This window comes from Arthrobacter sp. FB24 (assembly GCF_000196235.1).
GTDB lineage: Bacteria > Actinomycetota > Actinomycetes > Actinomycetales > Micrococcaceae > Arthrobacter.
The window spans coordinates 3,745,368-3,761,232 of the sequence record NC_008541.1 but is presented as its reverse complement, the minus strand read 5'-3'; the positions used below and the strand labels follow the sequence as shown (position 1 = coordinate 3,761,232).

Genomic DNA, 15,865 nt, shown 5'->3' with positions numbered 1-15,865 from the left:
TCCTTCAGTAGTAAACCACTATATTCCGCGCGATGACCGGGAAATCAGCGCGCCCGGCTCAGGTAGCCTGTCCTTGATGACATTCCTGCCCGGACTCGCTCAATCCGCACTGCCAACGATGGTGGTGTGGGATATGGCCATGACCGCTTATAACTTCGGCCACGGGCACCCGATGGCACCCGAACGCATGGAGCTCACTGCCCGCCTCGCCCGCAGCCTGGGCCTGCTGGACCTGGGGCACGTAACCGTGGCTGCCCCGGAAGTGGCCGGTGACGACGAACTGTGCACCGTCCATAGCGCCGAATTCGTTGCGGCGGTCCGGCGGGTCAGCCTGAACCCGGACGAGCCCGACCTGGAGCGGGGCCTGGGCACGGAGGATGACCCCGCTTTTGCCGGCATGCATGAGGCCAGCGCGCGGCTTGCCGGCGGTTCACTGATGGCAGCCAGTGCGATCCTTGACGGCAGCGCCGTCCGGGCGGTCAACTTCGGCGGCGGCATGCACCACGCCGCCAAGGAGCGGGCCAGCGGCTTCTGCATTTACAACGATGCCGCCCTGGCCATCCAAAAACTGCTCGACGGCGGTTTGCAGCGCGTGGCATATATCGACGTCGACGCCCACCATGGCGACGGGACGCAGAGTATCTTCTGGGATGATCCGAGGGTCCTCACCATTTCCCTGCACGAGACCGGGCTGACACTTTTCCCCGGGACGGGCTTCGCCAACGAGATCGGCGGCCCCAACGCCCAGGGCAGTGCGGTCAATGTGGCCCTTCCGGCCGGAACGGGCGACGCCGGCTGGCTGCGGGCCTTCCATGCGGTCGTGCCGCAGCTGATCGGCGCCTTCGAACCCGAAGTGATTGTGAGCCAGCACGGCTGCGACTCGCACCGGCTTGATCCCCTGACGCACCTCAACATCAGCGTGGACGGCCAGCGTGAAGCGGCCACCGCCGTCGGGAATCTCGCAGCGCGCTACTGCGGCAACCGGTGGATTGCCACCGGCGGGGGCGGCTACAACGTGATCAGCGTGGTGCCGCGCTCCTGGAGCCACCTGATCGCCGTCGCGGCCGGCAGGCCCGTGCCGCTCCGGACGCCCGTTCCCGAGGACTGGCGGAAGTACGTCCAGGACAAGTACGGGGCACTCTACGGGGTGACGGCGCCCGAACTCATGGGCGATGACGTCGACCTGTGGTGGCGTTCATGGGAGGTCGGCTTCGATCCCAACGACGAGGTGGACCGCACCGTGATGGCCACGCGCAAGGAAGTGTTTCCGCTATACGGCCTGGACCCCTGGTTCGACTAGCGCCTGGTTCGACTAGCACCTGGTTGGACAAGCGCCTGGTTCGACAAGCGCCTGGTTCGATTAGGTGAGCGGTTTTTCCGTCTGGAACACCACCCCGGCGGCGCCGATGAGCCAGCCCAGCAGGGACAGTGCGAAGGCGCCAATAAGGTCCGTTGACGCAGTTCCCTTGACCAGCCAGAGGAGCAGGACCAGCAGCCCCACTGCGAGGTAAACCACCACCGCGGCCACGATCCGCCCGGACAGCCGGGCCGTGACTTCGGCCGGGTTGAAGGCGGCGGTGGCGCCTGCTTGGCCGGGTTTCAGATCGCGGCGGGCCTCCTCGTCGCGGCGGACTTCGGCAATGGTGAAACCCAGGGCCGAGGCGGTCAGGGAGCTCAGGGACGTTGCCAGGACGCCCGCTGCCGTAACCAGGGCTCCGTTCAGGGGCGGCGCGACCGTCCTGCCGTCCGGCACCCAGAAGCCGACGCGCAGCAGCACGGATCCCCAGACCGCTACGAACAGGCCCAAAAACACAAAAGCGATGATGTTGAACAGCTGCTGGCGCAGGAAATCCATGGCCATCCACCCCTCATATTTGAGCGGCCGCAGCCGGACAGCCCGGGGCAACCGTGAGTCCGTTGTAGCACTGCGGCAGATGCGGGGCAATGGCCGTTGTGCGCGGGAGGTCCGCGGGAGGAAATAGTGGATGCCATCCGGCGTATATGTCGCTAGGGTGGATCCCATGGTGACAGACGACGTATTTGCCGTCATTGCTGAGGCAACCCGGCGTGACATTCTGGTATCCCTCCGCTCGGGGGACAAAGCAGTGGGGGAGCTGGTCGAGGAACTGGACGCCAGCCAGCCCACCATCTCCAAACATTTGAAAGTGCTTCGCGAGGCCGATCTGGTCAGCATGCGCGCCCAGGGCCAGAAGCGCTACTACGCGCTCAACCCCAAGCCGCTTGCCGGCGTCGCCGGCTGGCTGGAGACGTTCGACGTCGGGCCGCGTGCCGCCGCCGTCAGCTCACCGGCCGCGCAGGTCCTGGAGGAAAAAACGGTGCAGGCAGCGGAAACCGCGGCTGCCGCGCCGGTGCCGGCCGCTACGGGCCCCGGCCGTCCGGCTGCCGCAGCGGTGCCCGGCGCCTCGGAAGGCGGGCAGCTCAGCCCTGCCGTGGCGATTCCGGTGGCCACGGCAGGGGACGACACCGTCCCGCAGCAGATCGGCCGCACCGTGGGCCGGGCCGCCACGAAGGCCGCAGACCTCATCGCGAACCTGCCAAAGTTCGGCCGCAAAAAGTAGCCCCGCGTCACCCAACTGACTCGCAGACAACGCTGTGAAAACCCGTTGTGGGTGCGTTAACTGCCAGTCAGTTGGGCGGGGCAGCTGGTGGCCGGGTGTGCCGGCCTACTTGCCGAGGATCCGGACGTGGTCCGGGGTGAGCTCGGAGAGCTTGCTGACGCCCAGCAGCGCCATGGTGCGGGTCATGTCCTTTTCCAGGATCTGGATGGCGCGGTCCACGCCGGCCCGGCCGCCGGCCATGAGGCCGTACAGGTAAGCGCGGCCGATCAGCGTGAAGTCGGCGCCCTGGGCCAGCGCGGCAATGATGTCGGCGCCGCTCATGATGCCGGTGTCCAGGATGATGGCGGCGTCGGAGTTGTCCTTGGTAAAGGCTTCCTTGACGCCGGGCAGGAGGTGGAACGGGATGGGCGCACGGTCCAGCTGGCGTCCGCCGTGGTTGGACAGCACCACGCCGTCGGCGCCGTGGTCCACCACCTTGCGGGCGTCGTCGACGGTCTGGATGCCCTTGACCACGAGCTTGCCCTTCCAGGTTTCGCGCAGCCAGTCCAGGTCCTCGAACGTCAGGGTGGGATCGAACATGGAGTTGATCAGGTCCGCCACGGTGCCGGTGTAGCGGGAGAGCGACGCAAACGTCAGCGGCTCGTGGGTGAGGAAGTTGAACCACCAGGCCGGTCGGTAGGACGCATCCAGCACGGTCTTGATGGTCAGCGCCGGCGGAATTGTCATGCCGTTGCGGACGTCGCGGAGGCGGGCCCCGGCGACGGCGGTGTCCACGGTGACCATCAGGGTGTCGTTTCCTGCCTTGGCGGCGCGCTCGATCAGTTCGAGGGAGCGGTCACGGTCCGTCCACAGGTACAGCTGGAACCAGTTGCGTCCGTTGGGCGCCGCCTCGGCGACATCCTCGATGGATGCGGTGCCCATGGTGGACAGCGTGTAGGGAATGCCGGCGGCTTCGGCGGCCTGGGATCCGGCGTACTCGCCTTCGGACTGCATCATCCGGGTGAAACCGGTGGGCGCGATGCCGACGGGCAGTCGGGAGGGCTTGCCCAGGATGTCGGTGCTCAGGTCGATACTGGAGACGTTCCGAAGGACGCCCGGCCGGAACTCGATGTCCAGGAAGGCCTCACGGGCGCGCCGCAGGGTGATTTCGGCTTCGGCGGCGCCGTCGGTGTAGTCGAACGGTGCCTGCGGGGTGCGGCGCTTGGCCATGTCCCGCAGTTCCCAGATGGTGCTGGCGCGCTGCAGCTTCGCGGCACGGCTGAACTCGGGTTTCTTGAACTGCATCAGCGGGGCGAGGTCCGAGTGCTTCGGCACGCGGCGCTTGAGCGCGGCCGGGACTGCCGCTGCTGCCCGGTTCACTGCGCCGGACAACGCTGCGCCGGTCTGGGATGCTACGGCTGCGCTGCCGGCGGCCGTGGACGGCACGTCCGTTGCGTCGGGGGCCGGGGTGGCCTCAGGGTTGTTGGGCTGGATGGTGTGCGTCATTGCTGCCTCCGGGGCATCGGGCTGAAGTGGCTCTGGACGGGCCGCTCTGGACAGATGGATCTGTGGTCTAACCACACTCTAAAGGATGTGGTCCAACCACATCAAGTACCATTGGCCCATGCGTACCCATCAATTGGTCCTGCAGTGGATCGAGAACCAGCTTTCCAGCGGCGAACTGGCCCTGGGCGGCCGGCTGCCGGCTGAGCGGACGCTGGCCGAACAGCTGCAGGTCTCGCGGACATCAGTCCGTGAAGCGATCCGGATCCTGGAAGCCATGGGCGTTGTCCGCGCCGGGGTGGGATCCGGTCCCGACGCCGGCACGGTGGTCATTGCGGACCCGACGGCGGCGCTCGGATCGGCGCTGCGACTCCACGTGGCCACCTCGCACCTGCCCGTGGCGGATATTGTGCAGACCCGCGTGCTGCTCGAATCCTGGGCGGTTGCCCGCGCCCGCACGGATTCCCCGGCGCTGGCAGAGGCCGCCGAGCTGCTGGAAAAGATGGAGGCGTGCCCGGACACCGACGAATTCCTGGCCCTCGACGTCCGCTTTCATCTGGCCCTCGCCGAAGCTGCCGGCAACGCCGTGGTCAGCGCCATGATGGGCTCCCTGCGGGAAGCGATCCAAAGCTACGCCGGCAAACTCACGGCGAACCTTCCCGACTGGGATGCCACCGCCGCCCGGCTCCGCGCCGAACACCGCGAGATCCTCGCGGCCATTAACCACCACGACGGCGGCAGGGCGGCCGGGCTCGTGGCAGCCCACATCGAGGGGTATTACAAAGAGGCCGGGCTGGGTCCGAAGGATTCGGACCCGGCCCGGCCGTAGCCCGTGCGGGAGGGGGCGTTAGCGCAGTTCGATCTCCAGTACCTGGAAATCGTCAGCCGCGTGGCGGCCCACCAGCAGGCGGAACGCGCCCTGCTCAAACTGCCAGCCGGCGTTCCGCTGGCCGGAGAAGCAGCGGAATCCTGGGGAATGGTCTTGACGGCCACATTGCCTCCTGACGAAAAGTGACCCTCCGTTGGGTCCTGACAATGATGGTAGCGACAAAAACCAAGTCTGACTAGATTTTCGTGGAAAGGAGTGAAATACACTGACTCAATGTCAACGTCGAAGCCACGCGGCCAGTACGCCAAGGGAGCGGAACGCCGCGAACAGATAATCCAGACGGCCACGGATGTTTTTGCAACAGAAGGCTTCGAGGGTACGGCGCTCAAACGCGTAGCCGAGCTGGTGGGGGTGAAGGAAGCCACCCTGTTCCATTACTTTCGCGGCAAGCAGGAGCTGCTGACCGCTGTGCTCGCCGAACGGGACCGCAGGAGCCTGGCCGCCGGGGAAGACGAGGAAGTGGGCCTGCGGCTGATGGCGCCGATCGCCGAACGCAACCGCAGGGAGCCGGGGCTCACCACGCTTTATGCCGTGGCTTCAGCGACGGCGAATGATCCGGGGCATGATTCGCACCCCTATTTCCAGGAGCGCTACGCCCAGGTGGTGGCGGAACTGGCCGAGGACATTGGCCGACGCCAGGAGGCCGGTGAGGTGCGCCGGGACGTGCCCGCGCAAAAACTGGCGCGACTGGTGGTGGCCGCGTTTGACGGCCTGCAGTTGCAGTGGCTTTATGACAAGAACGTGGACATGGCGGACGGCCTGACGCAGCTGGTTGATGTCCTCCTGGCGCCACCCGTAGCCTAGGCCCGGACCCTAGCCCTTCACCGCTCCCGTGCTGCCGCGGACTTCGAGCCGCGGCTGGAACACTGTGGGTCCTTCGGCGGCCGCATCGGAGGGGATGTGGCGGATCAGGTCCCGCATCCGGTGCCACGCCTGCTGGCCCAGTTCGGTGATGGGCACCGCCGCCGTGGTGAGCGTGGGAGTGGTGTAGCGGGCAAAGGGGATGTCGTCGAAGCCGGTGACGGAAATGTCCTCCGGGACCCTGACGCCGCGCTCGTGGAGACCGCTCAGCAGACCCATGGCCACGAGGTCGTTGAAGGCCAGGATGCCGGTGGCTCCGCTGGCAAGGACCGCATCCACCGACTGGTGCCCTACCTCGAAGGTGGAGCCGCCGTCGAGCATCTTGAGGTCAATCTCCGGGTGGGCCGCTGTGAACTTTTCCAGTCCGACGAGACGCAGGCCGTTCGACGCGCTCCGGGCCGGTCCGGCCAGGAAGGCGAGGCGCGTGTGGCCCAGGTCCACGAGGTGTTCGGCCAGTTCCTGGATGCCCTGGCCGTAGTCCACCATCAGGCTGGGCGTGTGCGTGTCCACAGTGGTTCGGTTGATCAGCACCATGGGCTGGAGTGACGGCGCGAGCTCTTCCAGCTCGGCGTCGCCCATGCGCGGCGCACAGAGCACCAGTCCGTCGCAGCGCCGGCGGGCCTCGCCGGCGAGGATGGCTTCCTCGCTGGACACTTCGGAGGAGTCGGCGATCAGGACCCGGTAGCCGTCCTGGGCGGCGGCCATGCTGAGGCCGCGGAGGATGGCCTGGAAGGTGGGATTGGAGAGGTCCGGCACCACAATGCCGATGGTGTCCGTTTTTCCCAGCGCCAGGCTGCGTCCCACCGGGTTCGGCTGGTAGTTCAGTTCGGTGGCCGCAGCCCTGACGCGCTCGGCGATGGCGGGGTCAACAGTGAAGTTGCCGTTCATCACACGCGAAACGGTCGCGTGTGAAACGCCTGCCTTGAGGGCGACGTCGGCAATGCCGATTCGCCGGGTGGTGGCTCTCCTGCCCAAAGTGGCCCCTTTCCGGGCTTCTCCGACTCCTTCGCCGTCTTCCCCTACGGGCATTGCCGTTCGGGACGATGGTTGACGTGACCGCCAGAGTCTTGATACAAAGCTTATAACGTTCCGAGAAAACGCTTTCTCATAATTCTCACCGCACCACCACCGGCCGTCAAGCGGCCAACTTCCTGCCTTCCGAAAGGGTTACACCGCAATGGGCAACACAGCCAACACCGTCAATCCGGGCAGCAGTGCTGCCGTGGCCAGCACTGCCGCTGCCGCCGCCCCCGCCAGCGCTGTCCACCCCGCCGGCGCAGCCCCCGCCAAAGCGGTCCGCAAAGCGCGGATCGTCCTGATCGGCACGGGTGGCCGGTCCGAAATGTACATCCGCGCGATCTTCGGCAAGCATTCGGACACCGCTGAACTGGTGGCCTTCTCCGACGTCAACCCCGGCCGCGTGGAGTTCTACCAGAAGCTCATCCAGGAACTCGGCGCTCCCGGCCCCGTCGCAGCATTTGATCCCGCCGACCTGACCGCGTTCATCCGGGACAACGACATTGACCGCGTTGTGGTGACCACGCCGGACTACACCCACGCCGACTACATCGTGGAAGGCCTGGAAGCCGGTGCCGACGTGGTGGTGGAAAAGCCGCTGACCATCGATGCCGAAGGCTGCCGCCGGATCACCAGGGCCGTCGAAGAAACCGGCCGGAACGTGGTGGTCACCTTCAACTACCGCTACTCGCCGCGCAACAGCGCCCTGAAGGAGATCATCCAGAGCGGCGTGATCGGCAAGGTCACCTCGATCGACTTCAGCTGGGTTCTGGACACGGTCCACGGTGCGGACTACTTCCGCCGCTGGCACCGTGAGAAGAAGAACTCCGGCGGCCTGCTGATCCACAAGGCATCCCACCACTTCGACCTGGTCAACTGGTGGATCGACGACGTCCCGGAACGCGTTTTCGCCTCCGGAGGCTTGAAGTTCTACGGCGATAAGAACGCTGCCGAGCGTGGCCTGGGCCCGCGCCCGGAACGCGGAACGCCCGACGCCGGAACAGGCTCGGCAGAAAAGGATCCGTTCGCGCTGGACCTGCGGGAAGACGAACGCCTCAAGGCGCTCTTCCTGGACAACGAGCACTTCGACGGCTACCGCCGCGACCAGGACGTCTTCACGGCCGGCATCACCATCGAGGACAACCTCGCCCTCGTGGTGGACTACCACGGCGGCCCCATCCTCAGCTACTCGCTCAACGCCCACAGCCCGTGGGAAGGCTACCGCGTGGCAGTCAACGGCACCGAGGGCCGGGCGGAACTCGAAGTGGTGGAACGCGCCGCTGTCCTGCACAGCACGGACAAGAAGACCGTGGTGGACCCTTCGGCGACGCCCGTCGAGGAAGAGGACGCGGTGCGCCGCAACGGCGAACGCCTGGTGGTACAGCGCCACTGGGAGGCGGCCTACGAGGTGCCCATCGTCAACGGCGAAGGCGGCCACGGCGGCGGCGACGAGCTCCTCCTGTCCGATCTGTTCAACGGCCCCGGCGAGGACCCGCTGGGACGCCCCTCCGGCTACGTGGACGGACTTCGCTCCGTCTCGGTCGGCATCGCGGGCAACGCGTCCCTGGAGTCCGGGCTGCCGGTCCGCACTGCGGACCTGGGGCTCGGCACCGACCTCCGCAGAACCCCACAGACCCGGGCCCAGTGACCTGAGCCCACAGACCGAATAAGGACCCGATCACCATGAGCAGGATTTTTGTCACCGGCGGCTCCGGCCGGCTTGGGCGCAGTGTTGTTGCCGGCCTCGCCGGCGCAGGCCACCACGTCATCTCCGTGGACCGCGACGCTGTTCCCGCCGCCCAGCTGCCCGACGGCGTCGAGCAGCGCACGGCCGACCTCCTGGCGCCCGGGGAGGCGGAACGCCTCCTGCGCGAAACAACGCCCGACGCCGTCGTCCACCTCGCGGCGATCGCCGTGCCGTTCAGCGCGCCGGAAGACGTCATCTTCAGCACCAACACAAGGCTGGCGTACGCCGTCATCAGCGCGGCCACCGAACTGCGTATCGGCAAGATCGTCACGGCAAGCAGCCCCACGGTACTGGGCTATGGCTCGCCCGCGGGCTGGCTGCCGGAGAGCTTCCCGGTGGACGAGCAAACCACGCCGCGGCCCTGGAACGCCTATGCACTGTCCAAACTCATCGCTGAACAGACGGTGCAGATGTTCGCCGCAGCGCAGGGGGATGATATCCGCTATGCGGCCTTCCGGCCCTGCTATGTGATCTCGCCCGAGGAATGGGCGGGCGCGCCCACCCAGCAGGGCCACACCGTCCGTGAACGGCTGGATGATCCCGCGTTGTCCGCGCCCGCGCTCTTCAACTACGTGGATGCGCGGGATGTGGCGGACTTCCTGGACCTGCTGCTCGCCAAGATGGATAGCATCCCCAACGGCCAGACCTTCTTCGTGGGGGCAGCGGATGCGCTGGCCACCGCACCGCTTGCGGAGCTGATGCCCCGGTTCCTGCCCGGCAGCTCGGAGCTTGCCGCGGGACTCACGGGCACCAGCCCGGCATTCTCGATCACCAAGGCCCGTGAACTGCTCGGCTGGGAACCCAAACGCAACTGGCGGACCGAACTGAAGACTGAAACCACGCTCAACGACGAGACCCCTGCCGTGCTGGTCGCGGCCGGCACAGGATCAAAGGAGACCCCATGAACTTCGACGGCGTACTGTTCTTCCCCGTCACACCCTTCACACCGGAAGGGACTGTCGATGTGGGCATCCTCAAGGAACACATCACCTCCCGTCTCCCGCATGGGCCCGGCGGAGTGTTCCCCGCCTGCGGCACCGGCGAGTTCCACGCGCTGAGCATTGACGAGGTGCGCACCGTTGTGACCGCCGCCGTCCAAGCCGTGGCGGGGCAGGTGCCGGTAGTTGCCGGCGCCGGCGGACCGCTGGGCCATGCGCTTGCCTGCGCCCGCGTGGCCGAGGAAGCGGGCGCCGACGCGCTGCTGGTCCTGCCGCCGTACCTTGTGACCGGCCCCACCGACGGTTTGGTGGCGTACATCGAAGCGGTGGCCGCGGCCAGCAGCCTGCCGGTGATCGTCTACCACCGCGGCAACGCCAAATACACGGCAGCCTCCATGGCACGGCTCGCCGCCAACCCCAAGGTGATCGGTTTCAAGGACGGGCTGGGCGACGTCGGCCTGGCCCAGGAGATCGTCAGCGCCATCAACACCAGCGGCCGCACGGACTTCCTGCTCTTCAACGGCCTGCTCACCGCGGAGCTGACCCAGGGCGCCTACCGCGGCCTGGGCATCCCGCTTTACTCCTCGGCAGCGTTCGCCATGGCCCCGGAAATCGCCAAGGCCTACTACGACGCCTACATCTCCGGCGACGAAGACCGCCGGCACGCGCTGCTGGACGGCTTCTACGCGCCGCTGGTGCGGCTCCGCGACCAGACCCCGGGTTTCGGCGTTTCCCTGATCAAGGCCGGGCTGCGCCTGGGCGGACTGCCGGTCGGACCGGTGCGGGCTCCGCTGGTTGACCCCACCGAGGAACAGCTCGTCCAGCTCAAGTCCATCCTGGCCAAGGGCTACGAGCTGGCCGGACGCTGATGGGATCGCCAGTAGCCGAAGCGCCGGTCGCCGCGGCGGTGCGGACGCTGCCCCGGATCACCGGGCTGTCGAGCCGCCTGCTGACTGTTCCGCTCCTGCGGAGCTGGGGTGCGGAGGCACCGGAAAACCATGTGATCGTCACCGAAGTCCGGACGGACGACGGCGGCACGGGTCACGGGTTTTCGTGGACCCCCACCATCGGCCCGCAGGCGGTCAAAGCGCTCCTGGACTTCGACGTCGCGCCTTTCATTACCGGGCTCGAAGCGAACCCCGAGGGTGTGTGGGACCAGCTGTGGAAGCGGCTGCACGAAGCCGGGGGCGGGGGACTGACCACCATCGCCATGGCCGGCGCGGATCTTGCCCTGTGGGACCTGCAGGCGCGCCGCGCCGGAACCTCGGTCACCGGGCTTCTGGGCCAGCGCCAGGACTCCGTGGAGGTGTACGGTTCCGGCGTGAACCTGCACTACTCCATCGGGGAGCTCGTGGCGCAGGTGGAACGCTGGGTGGCTGCCGGGCACAACGCCGTCAAGATCAAGGTGGGCAAGCCGGACATCCGCGAAGACGTGGAACGCGTGGCCGCTGTCCGGAAGGTCCTGGGCCCCCACCGGAAGCTGATGATCGACGCCAACCAGCGCTGGGACCTGCCCGCCACATTCCGCGCCCTGGAGGTGCTGGGGGAGTTCGGCCTCGAATGGCTGGAAGAACCCCTCCGGGCTGACGACCTCTGGGCCTACCGCAGGCTGCGCCAACACTCGCCGGTACCCATCGCGCTGGGCGAGAACCTGCACAACATCTACCGCTTCCGCGACTTCATCGAGGCGGGAGCGGTGGACATCATCCAACCCAACATCATCCGTGTCGGCGGCATCACCCCGTTCCGCCGCATCGTGGAACTCGCCCGCACGCACAGCATCAGGGTCATGCCGCACCTGCTGCCGGAACTCTCCGGCCAGCTCGCGCTGACCATGGCCGAGCCCACCCTGGTGGAGGACGTCGAGGACGCCTCCTTCGAACAACTTGGCGTGCTGGACGCGCCCTCACCCGTGCAGGTCGGCAACAGCCGGCTCACACTCACTGGCAGGCCCGGGCTGGGGTTCGTCTTCTCCGGGGCATCCGCCGATCACCAGAACAGGAACTCACTGTGACAACAGCAACCCTCGAACTCACCGCCCTGACCGCCGCCGCCACCAGGGCGGCCAAATCCGCCGCAGCCGCGTCAGACGTCGAACGGGCCGCCTGGTTGAACGCCGTCGCCGATGCGCTGGACGCCAACGTGACGGAACTGGTGGCCCTCGCCGACGCGGAAACCCGGCTGGGCGCCGCGCGGCTCACCGGCGAGGTGGCCCGCACCTCCGGGCAGCTGCGGCTTTTCGCCACGGTGATCACCGAAGGTTCCTACCTTGAGGCCGTCATCGACCACGCCGACCCGTCGTCCACTCCGCCCAAGCCTGACCTGCGGCGGTTGCTGAAGCCGCTCGGCCCGGTGGCTGTCTTCTCGGCATCGAACTTCCCGTTCGCGTTCTCGGTGGCAGGCGGCGACACTGCGTCGGCGCTCGCCGTCGGCTGTTCAGTCGTTGTGAAGGCGCACTCCGGCCACCTCAGGCTCTCCGAACGGACAGCGGAAATCGTCAGGGATGCGCTGGCTGCAGCCGGTGCTCCCGACGGTCTGTTTGCCCTGGTCAGCGGACGGGACGCCGGCACCGCGCTGGTGCAGGATCCCGCCATCAAGGCCGTGGGCTTCACCGGATCCATTCCCGGCGGCCGGGCGTTGTTCGACCTCGCGGTTGCCCGGCCCGAACCCATTCCGTTCTACGGCGAACTCGGCAGCCTCAACCCCGTGGTGATCACGGCCGAGGCACTGAAGGCCCGTGGCGGCGAGCTGGCGGCAGGCCTGGCAGGTTCCTTCACCCTCGGCGCCGGGCAGTTCTGCACCAAGCCGGGGCTCGTGTTCATCCCGGCCGGAACCGACTTCCCGGCGCTGCTGGCGGAAGCCGCCAAGGACAAGGGCGCGGCTCCGATGCTGACCGAGCGCATCGCCGACGCCTACCCGGACGGACTCCGGGCGGTGGCCGCACTGACGGATGCGTCGGGCCGGCCTGCCGTGCAGGTGGTCAGCGGGTCGGTTGACCAGGACGCAACAGCGAACGGTGCGGCACCGGTGGTCTTCCTGACCTCCGCGGCCAGCGTGCTGGAGCGCCCGGCGGAACTGCTGGAGGAGTGTTTCGGCCCCACCACGCTGTTGATCGAATACTCCGGCCACGATGAGCTGGCCGAGGCGCTGGCCCTGGTGCCCGGCAGCCTGACCGCCACTGTCCACGCGCAGCCGGACCAAGACGTGTCGGAGCTGGTGGAGCAGCTGTCCGGTCTCGCCGGCCGGGTGCTGTTCGACGGCTGGCCCACCGGTGTTGCAGTGAACTGGGCCCAGCAGCATGGCGGGCCCTACCCGGCCACCACCTCGCTGTTCACCTCGGTGGGGGCGACGGCGGTGCGCCGCTTCCAGCGCCCCGTGGCCTACCAGGACGCTCCCGAAGCCGTGCTGCATCCCGCCCTCCGGGAAGCCAACCCGCTGGGAATCCCGCGGCGTGTGGACGGCGTCCTGGTGCTTCCCTAGGTTCATTAGGTCAGTTCACGGGCAGGCGACACAGGAAAGTCACCGTCCGGAAACGTTGCCGCAATCTTGCTGGGGGAAGCTGTTTTCAGGAGTATCGCCAGGGGAGGCACACAGTGGAAGCAAGCGGGAATTCAACCATCCGGACGTCTTCGGACTTGGCGGTCGGGGAAGAAATCGAGGCCTGGCACAAGGGCCGGTTGTTCCACCGGGGGAGCGTGACAGAGACAATTCCTTCCACGGACCTGTTCTGGATCGTGGATTCGCGAACGGGGGCGCGCAAGCTGCTGGACGTGGAGGCGCTGGATATCGTCAGGGTCGAAAAGACGGTTGCGGTTGAAACCGCCCGGGCGGAGCCCGTGACTGCTAAGCCCGCGAGACCTGAGCCGGCCAGGCGGCTCGCCGCTCCGCGCGCCGCCCGGCGGGAACCGCACACCGTGTGGTTCTCCAACGCCTGAAGCAGGCCCGCTTAGCGGCTCTCCCGGGAGGCGTCCAGGTGGCCGATGCCGTCGGGCGTGATCTGCAGGACGCGGGCCGTGGAGATGTCGTAGAACAGCCCTGCGACGTGGACGCGTCCTGAGTCCAGCGGTTCCCGCAATCCCGGGTGGCCCAGGAGCCTGTCCAGCTGGACCGCAACGTTCACCATGGCCAGCTGGTCCACGGCACCGAAACCCGCCTCGGCTGCAGCTGCCTGGACGGGGTGCCCGTCGCGGAAAGCCATCAGGCTTGGCCGGGCGTGGTCGAGCCAGACGTCGATGGCGCCTCGATCGCCCGCGCCGTCCGGGTCCGCCCACAGGGCGGTCATGGCACCGCAGCCCGAATGCCCGCAGACCACAATCGACTCCACCGAGAGTTCGTTGAGGGCAAACTCCAGGGCTGCCTCGATGGAGGCGTCCCGGCCGTCGTCGCCCACCACATTGCCCACGTTCCGCACGGTGAAGAGATCACCCGGGCCGCTGCTGGTGATCAGGTTCGGCACCAGGCGGGAGTCCGAGCAGGCCACGAACAGCGTGCCCGGATCCTGGTACGAGGACAGCTCCTGCACATGGGGACGCACCAGATGGGCGTTCCGCCGGTGGTAGTTGTCCACACCGTCCAGCACCGACCGCAGCGGCCCGGGAACATCGGGCCCTGGAACCCGCGGTCCCGCAACGTTCGGCCGCGCAGCCTCAGTCCCGGAGGCCGCGTGCCCGGTGAGCCGCTGCTGCCAGCTGCGCCAGGGGGCGAAGCCGCTCCGAAGGGCGGAGCGTGAACTGCCGCGGCTCGGCGGGCCGGCCTGTGCGTCGTGGAGCGTGGCCGTGCCGCTTTCCTCAACGACCACCGTGCCGCCGTTGCCCACGTGCCTGTTGCGCCAGGCGTCAAGGGTGTCGTGGACGGGATGGTCCAGGAAGTCCACCTCCAGCTCCACCGTGACGTGCGCCCCGGCCGGAACCGAGGCCAGCACGGCGCTCAGCCGCGGGAGGGAGAGGAAGCTGCATGAGCCGTCGATCACCACCCGCCAGCGCTTCCCGTCGCCGGTGCCTGCCGGTTCAGCGTGGATGCTGGCCCTCGCCACACGCCAGAGAACCAGCGCAACGGCCAGGACCAGGCCGGTCAAAACTCCCACGAGCAGATTGACGAACACCACGCAGAACAGGGTCACACCGTAGACGGTCAGGTCGCCCGTCCGCCGTGCCGTCCTGATGTCGGCCGCCCGGACCAGGCGCGAACCGATCACGATGAGCAGTCCTGCGAGGACAGCCTGCGGAATCAGCTGGATCAGGCCCGCCAGCAGCAGCGAGAAGACCAGCACCCAGACACCGTGGAGGATTGCGGACTTGCGCGTCCGGGCACCGGCCTCAAGGTTGGTGGCGCTCCGGACGATCACCCCGGTCACGGGCAGGCCTCCAAGCATCCCGGAGGTCACATTGGCGGCGCCCTGCCCCAGGAGTTCGCGGTTGAAGTCCGTTCGCCTCCCGTGGTGCATCTTGTCGACGGCCACGGCCGAGAGCAGGGATTCCACACTGGCGATCAGCGCGATGGTCACCACGCCCAGGACAACCGCGGTCCAGTTCCCGTCGGGCAGCTCGGGAAAGGCAAGTGCGCCCAGCAGGGAGCCGTCAAAGGTGATCCGGTCCACGTTGAAGGGCAGGGAGAGGGCGGTGGCCGCGATGACCGCAACAAGGGGCCCGGGAACCCGGCGGACAGCGGGAGGAAGGTGCTTCCAGCCGAGCAGCAGGGCGATAACTACAGCACCAAGGACTGCAGCGGCGATGTCGGCGGCAAGGAAGCTGCCCGGCATGCCCATGATGTTCTCCCAGGCCTCGCTGGCCGACTCGGCGCCGAGCATCACGTGCAGCTGCTGCAGCACAATGGTGATGCCGATGCCCGCGAGCATGGCATGGACCACCACCGGTGCGATGGCCAGCGCGACGCGGCCCACCCGTGCCAGTCCGAGCAGTGCCTGGAGCACGCCGGCTGCCGCGGTGATGGCGCAGGTGACCGGCCAGCCGAACTGTTCAATCAGGCCGGCAACGATGACTGTCAGTCCGGCGGCTGGCCCGCTGACCTGCAGCGGGGAACCACCCAGGCTGCCGGCGACGATCCCGCCCACGGCGGCGGCAATCAGGCCGGCCATCACCGGGGCGCCGGAGGCGGCCGCGATGCCCAGCGACAGCGGGACGGCCACCAGGAACACCACCAGCGACGCCGGCAGGTCCCAGCGGAGCCCGGTGGTCAGGAATTCCCGAAGGCCCCCGGGATCCTTTTCAGCGGGGTGGTGGCCTGATGGGGCGGTCCGTTGCGGTGCGGGCGGGTCCGTCTTGGCGGGTGCTGATGGCATTGCAGTCCTTCGCTGGTACGTCGCGGTCCCGTGCCACGCTATTGACGCTCCAGT

14 protein-coding genes are annotated in these 15,865 nt (G+C 67.7%); 10 read left to right on the top strand and 4 right to left on the bottom strand.

The features are described from left to right. The first annotated feature begins 76 nt into the window (after positions 1 to 76). Positions 77 to 1,300, top strand: a complete 1,224-nt coding sequence (locus ARTH_RS16960; RefSeq protein ID WP_011693170.1) for an acetoin utilization protein AcuC — start codon at positions 77 to 79, stop codon at positions 1,298 to 1,300. Positions 1,301 to 1,360: 60 nt separating this feature from the next. Here ARTH_RS16960 and ARTH_RS16955 read toward each other — a convergent pair whose 3' ends face one another. Beyond that, on the bottom strand, positions 1,361 to 1,861 hold the full coding sequence (locus ARTH_RS16955) for a hypothetical protein (RefSeq protein ID WP_232223542.1): 501 nt from the start codon (positions 1,859 to 1,861) through the stop codon (positions 1,361 to 1,363). A 160-nt stretch (positions 1,862 to 2,021) separates the two neighbouring features. Between ARTH_RS16955 and ARTH_RS16950 the strand changes: the two genes are divergently transcribed. Further along, positions 2,022 to 2,579, top strand: a complete 558-nt coding sequence (locus tag ARTH_RS16950; protein WP_043430998.1) for an ArsR/SmtB family transcription factor — start codon at positions 2,022 to 2,024, stop codon at positions 2,577 to 2,579. A 105-nt stretch (positions 2,580 to 2,684) separates the two neighbouring features. Here the strand turns inward: ARTH_RS16950 and ARTH_RS16945 are convergent, their stop codons facing one another. Beyond that, positions 2,685 to 4,064 (bottom strand): alpha-hydroxy acid oxidase, encoded by a 1,380-nt coding sequence (locus ARTH_RS16945; RefSeq protein ID WP_011693168.1) that lies wholly within the window; start codon positions 4,062 to 4,064, stop codon positions 2,685 to 2,687. Between the two features lie 118 nt (positions 4,065 to 4,182). Between ARTH_RS16945 and ARTH_RS16940 the strand changes: the two genes are divergently transcribed. Beyond that, the gene (locus ARTH_RS16940) at positions 4,183 to 4,890 is read left to right on the top strand and encodes a FadR/GntR family transcriptional regulator (RefSeq protein WP_043430996.1); all 708 of its coding nucleotides are present in this window, start codon (positions 4,183 to 4,185) and stop codon (positions 4,888 to 4,890) included. A gap of 273 nt (positions 4,891 to 5,163) precedes the next feature. Beyond that, positions 5,164 to 5,754 carry a TetR/AcrR family transcriptional regulator gene (locus ARTH_RS16930; RefSeq protein ID WP_011693166.1) on the top strand — a complete coding sequence of 197 codons (591 nt, stop codon included), beginning with the start codon at positions 5,164 to 5,166 and terminating at the stop codon, positions 5,752 to 5,754. A 9-nt stretch (positions 5,755 to 5,763) separates the two neighbouring features. Here the strand turns inward: ARTH_RS16930 and ARTH_RS16925 are convergent, their stop codons facing one another. Then, complete coding sequence (locus tag ARTH_RS16925) at positions 5,764 to 6,786, bottom strand: LacI family DNA-binding transcriptional regulator (RefSeq protein WP_011693165.1); 1,023 nt, start codon at positions 6,784 to 6,786, stop codon at positions 5,764 to 5,766. A 202-nt stretch (positions 6,787 to 6,988) separates the two neighbouring features. Between ARTH_RS16925 and ARTH_RS16920 the strand changes: the two genes are divergently transcribed. The 6 genes from ARTH_RS16920 to ARTH_RS24320 all read left to right on the top strand — a co-directional run bounded on the left by ARTH_RS16920 (position 6,989) and on the right by ARTH_RS24320 (position 13,448). Then, positions 6,989 to 8,476, top strand: coding sequence for a Gfo/Idh/MocA family protein (locus ARTH_RS16920; RefSeq protein WP_011693164.1), 1,488 nt, complete (start codon positions 6,989 to 6,991; stop codon positions 8,474 to 8,476). Between the two features lie 35 nt (positions 8,477 to 8,511). After that, the gene (locus ARTH_RS16915) at positions 8,512 to 9,480 is read left to right on the top strand and encodes an NAD-dependent epimerase/dehydratase family protein (protein WP_011693163.1); all 969 of its coding nucleotides are present in this window, start codon (positions 8,512 to 8,514) and stop codon (positions 9,478 to 9,480) included. Then, positions 9,477 to 10,382 (top strand): 5-dehydro-4-deoxyglucarate dehydratase, encoded by a 906-nt coding sequence (locus tag ARTH_RS16910; RefSeq protein WP_011693162.1) that lies wholly within the window; start codon positions 9,477 to 9,479, stop codon positions 10,380 to 10,382. The genes ARTH_RS16915 and ARTH_RS16910 overlap by 4 nt, the downstream gene beginning before the upstream one ends. Next, positions 10,382 to 11,527: a mandelate racemase/muconate lactonizing enzyme family protein gene (locus ARTH_RS16905; RefSeq protein ID WP_011693161.1), complete on the top strand. Its 1,146-nt coding sequence runs from the start codon at positions 10,382 to 10,384 to the stop codon at positions 11,525 to 11,527. Before ARTH_RS16910 ends, ARTH_RS16905 begins: the two co-directional genes overlap by 1 nt. Next, the gene (locus ARTH_RS16900; protein WP_011693160.1) at positions 11,524 to 12,993 is read left to right on the top strand and encodes an aldehyde dehydrogenase (NADP(+)); all 1,470 of its coding nucleotides are present in this window, start codon (positions 11,524 to 11,526) and stop codon (positions 12,991 to 12,993) included. Before ARTH_RS16905 ends, ARTH_RS16900 begins: the two co-directional genes overlap by 4 nt. 215 nt (positions 12,994 to 13,208) lie before the next feature. Further along, on the top strand, positions 13,209 to 13,448 hold the full coding sequence (locus ARTH_RS24320) for a hypothetical protein (protein WP_232223541.1): 240 nt from the start codon (positions 13,209 to 13,211) through the stop codon (positions 13,446 to 13,448). 11 nt (positions 13,449 to 13,459) lie between these two features. Here ARTH_RS24320 and ARTH_RS16890 read toward each other — a convergent pair whose 3' ends face one another. Beyond that, positions 13,460 to 15,811 (bottom strand): SulP family inorganic anion transporter, encoded by a 2,352-nt coding sequence (locus ARTH_RS16890; RefSeq protein ID WP_011693158.1) that lies wholly within the window; start codon positions 15,809 to 15,811, stop codon positions 13,460 to 13,462. Positions 15,812 to 15,865 lie beyond the last annotated feature (54 nt).

What these genes read in the sequence shown, in the direction of transcription:
- ARTH_RS16960 (WP_011693170.1), top strand. Translation starts at nt 77, where the DNA reads ATGACATTCCTGCCCGGACTCGCTCAATCCGCACTGCCAACGATGGTG.
- ARTH_RS16955 (WP_232223542.1), bottom strand. Translation starts at nt 1,861, where the DNA reads ATGGCCATGGATTTCCTGCGCCAGCAGCTGTTCAACATCATCGCTTTT.
- ARTH_RS16950 (WP_043430998.1), top strand. Translation starts at nt 2,022, where the DNA reads ATGGTGACAGACGACGTATTTGCCGTCATTGCTGAGGCAACCCGGCGT.
- ARTH_RS16945 (WP_011693168.1), bottom strand. Translation starts at nt 4,064, where the DNA reads ATGACGCACACCATCCAGCCCAACAACCCTGAGGCCACCCCGGCCCCC.
- ARTH_RS16940 (WP_043430996.1), top strand. Translation starts at nt 4,183, where the DNA reads ATGCGTACCCATCAATTGGTCCTGCAGTGGATCGAGAACCAGCTTTCC.
- ARTH_RS16930 (WP_011693166.1), top strand. Translation starts at nt 5,164, where the DNA reads ATGTCAACGTCGAAGCCACGCGGCCAGTACGCCAAGGGAGCGGAACGC.
- ARTH_RS16920 (WP_011693164.1), top strand. Translation starts at nt 6,989, where the DNA reads ATGGGCAACACAGCCAACACCGTCAATCCGGGCAGCAGTGCTGCCGTG.
- ARTH_RS16915 (WP_011693163.1), top strand. Translation starts at nt 8,512, where the DNA reads ATGAGCAGGATTTTTGTCACCGGCGGCTCCGGCCGGCTTGGGCGCAGT.
- ARTH_RS16910 (WP_011693162.1), top strand. Translation starts at nt 9,477, where the DNA reads ATGAACTTCGACGGCGTACTGTTCTTCCCCGTCACACCCTTCACACCG.
- ARTH_RS16905 (WP_011693161.1), top strand. Translation starts at nt 10,382, where the DNA reads ATGGGATCGCCAGTAGCCGAAGCGCCGGTCGCCGCGGCGGTGCGGACG.
- ARTH_RS16890 (WP_011693158.1), bottom strand. Translation starts at nt 15,811, where the DNA reads ATGCCATCAGCACCCGCCAAGACGGACCCGCCCGCACCGCAACGGACC.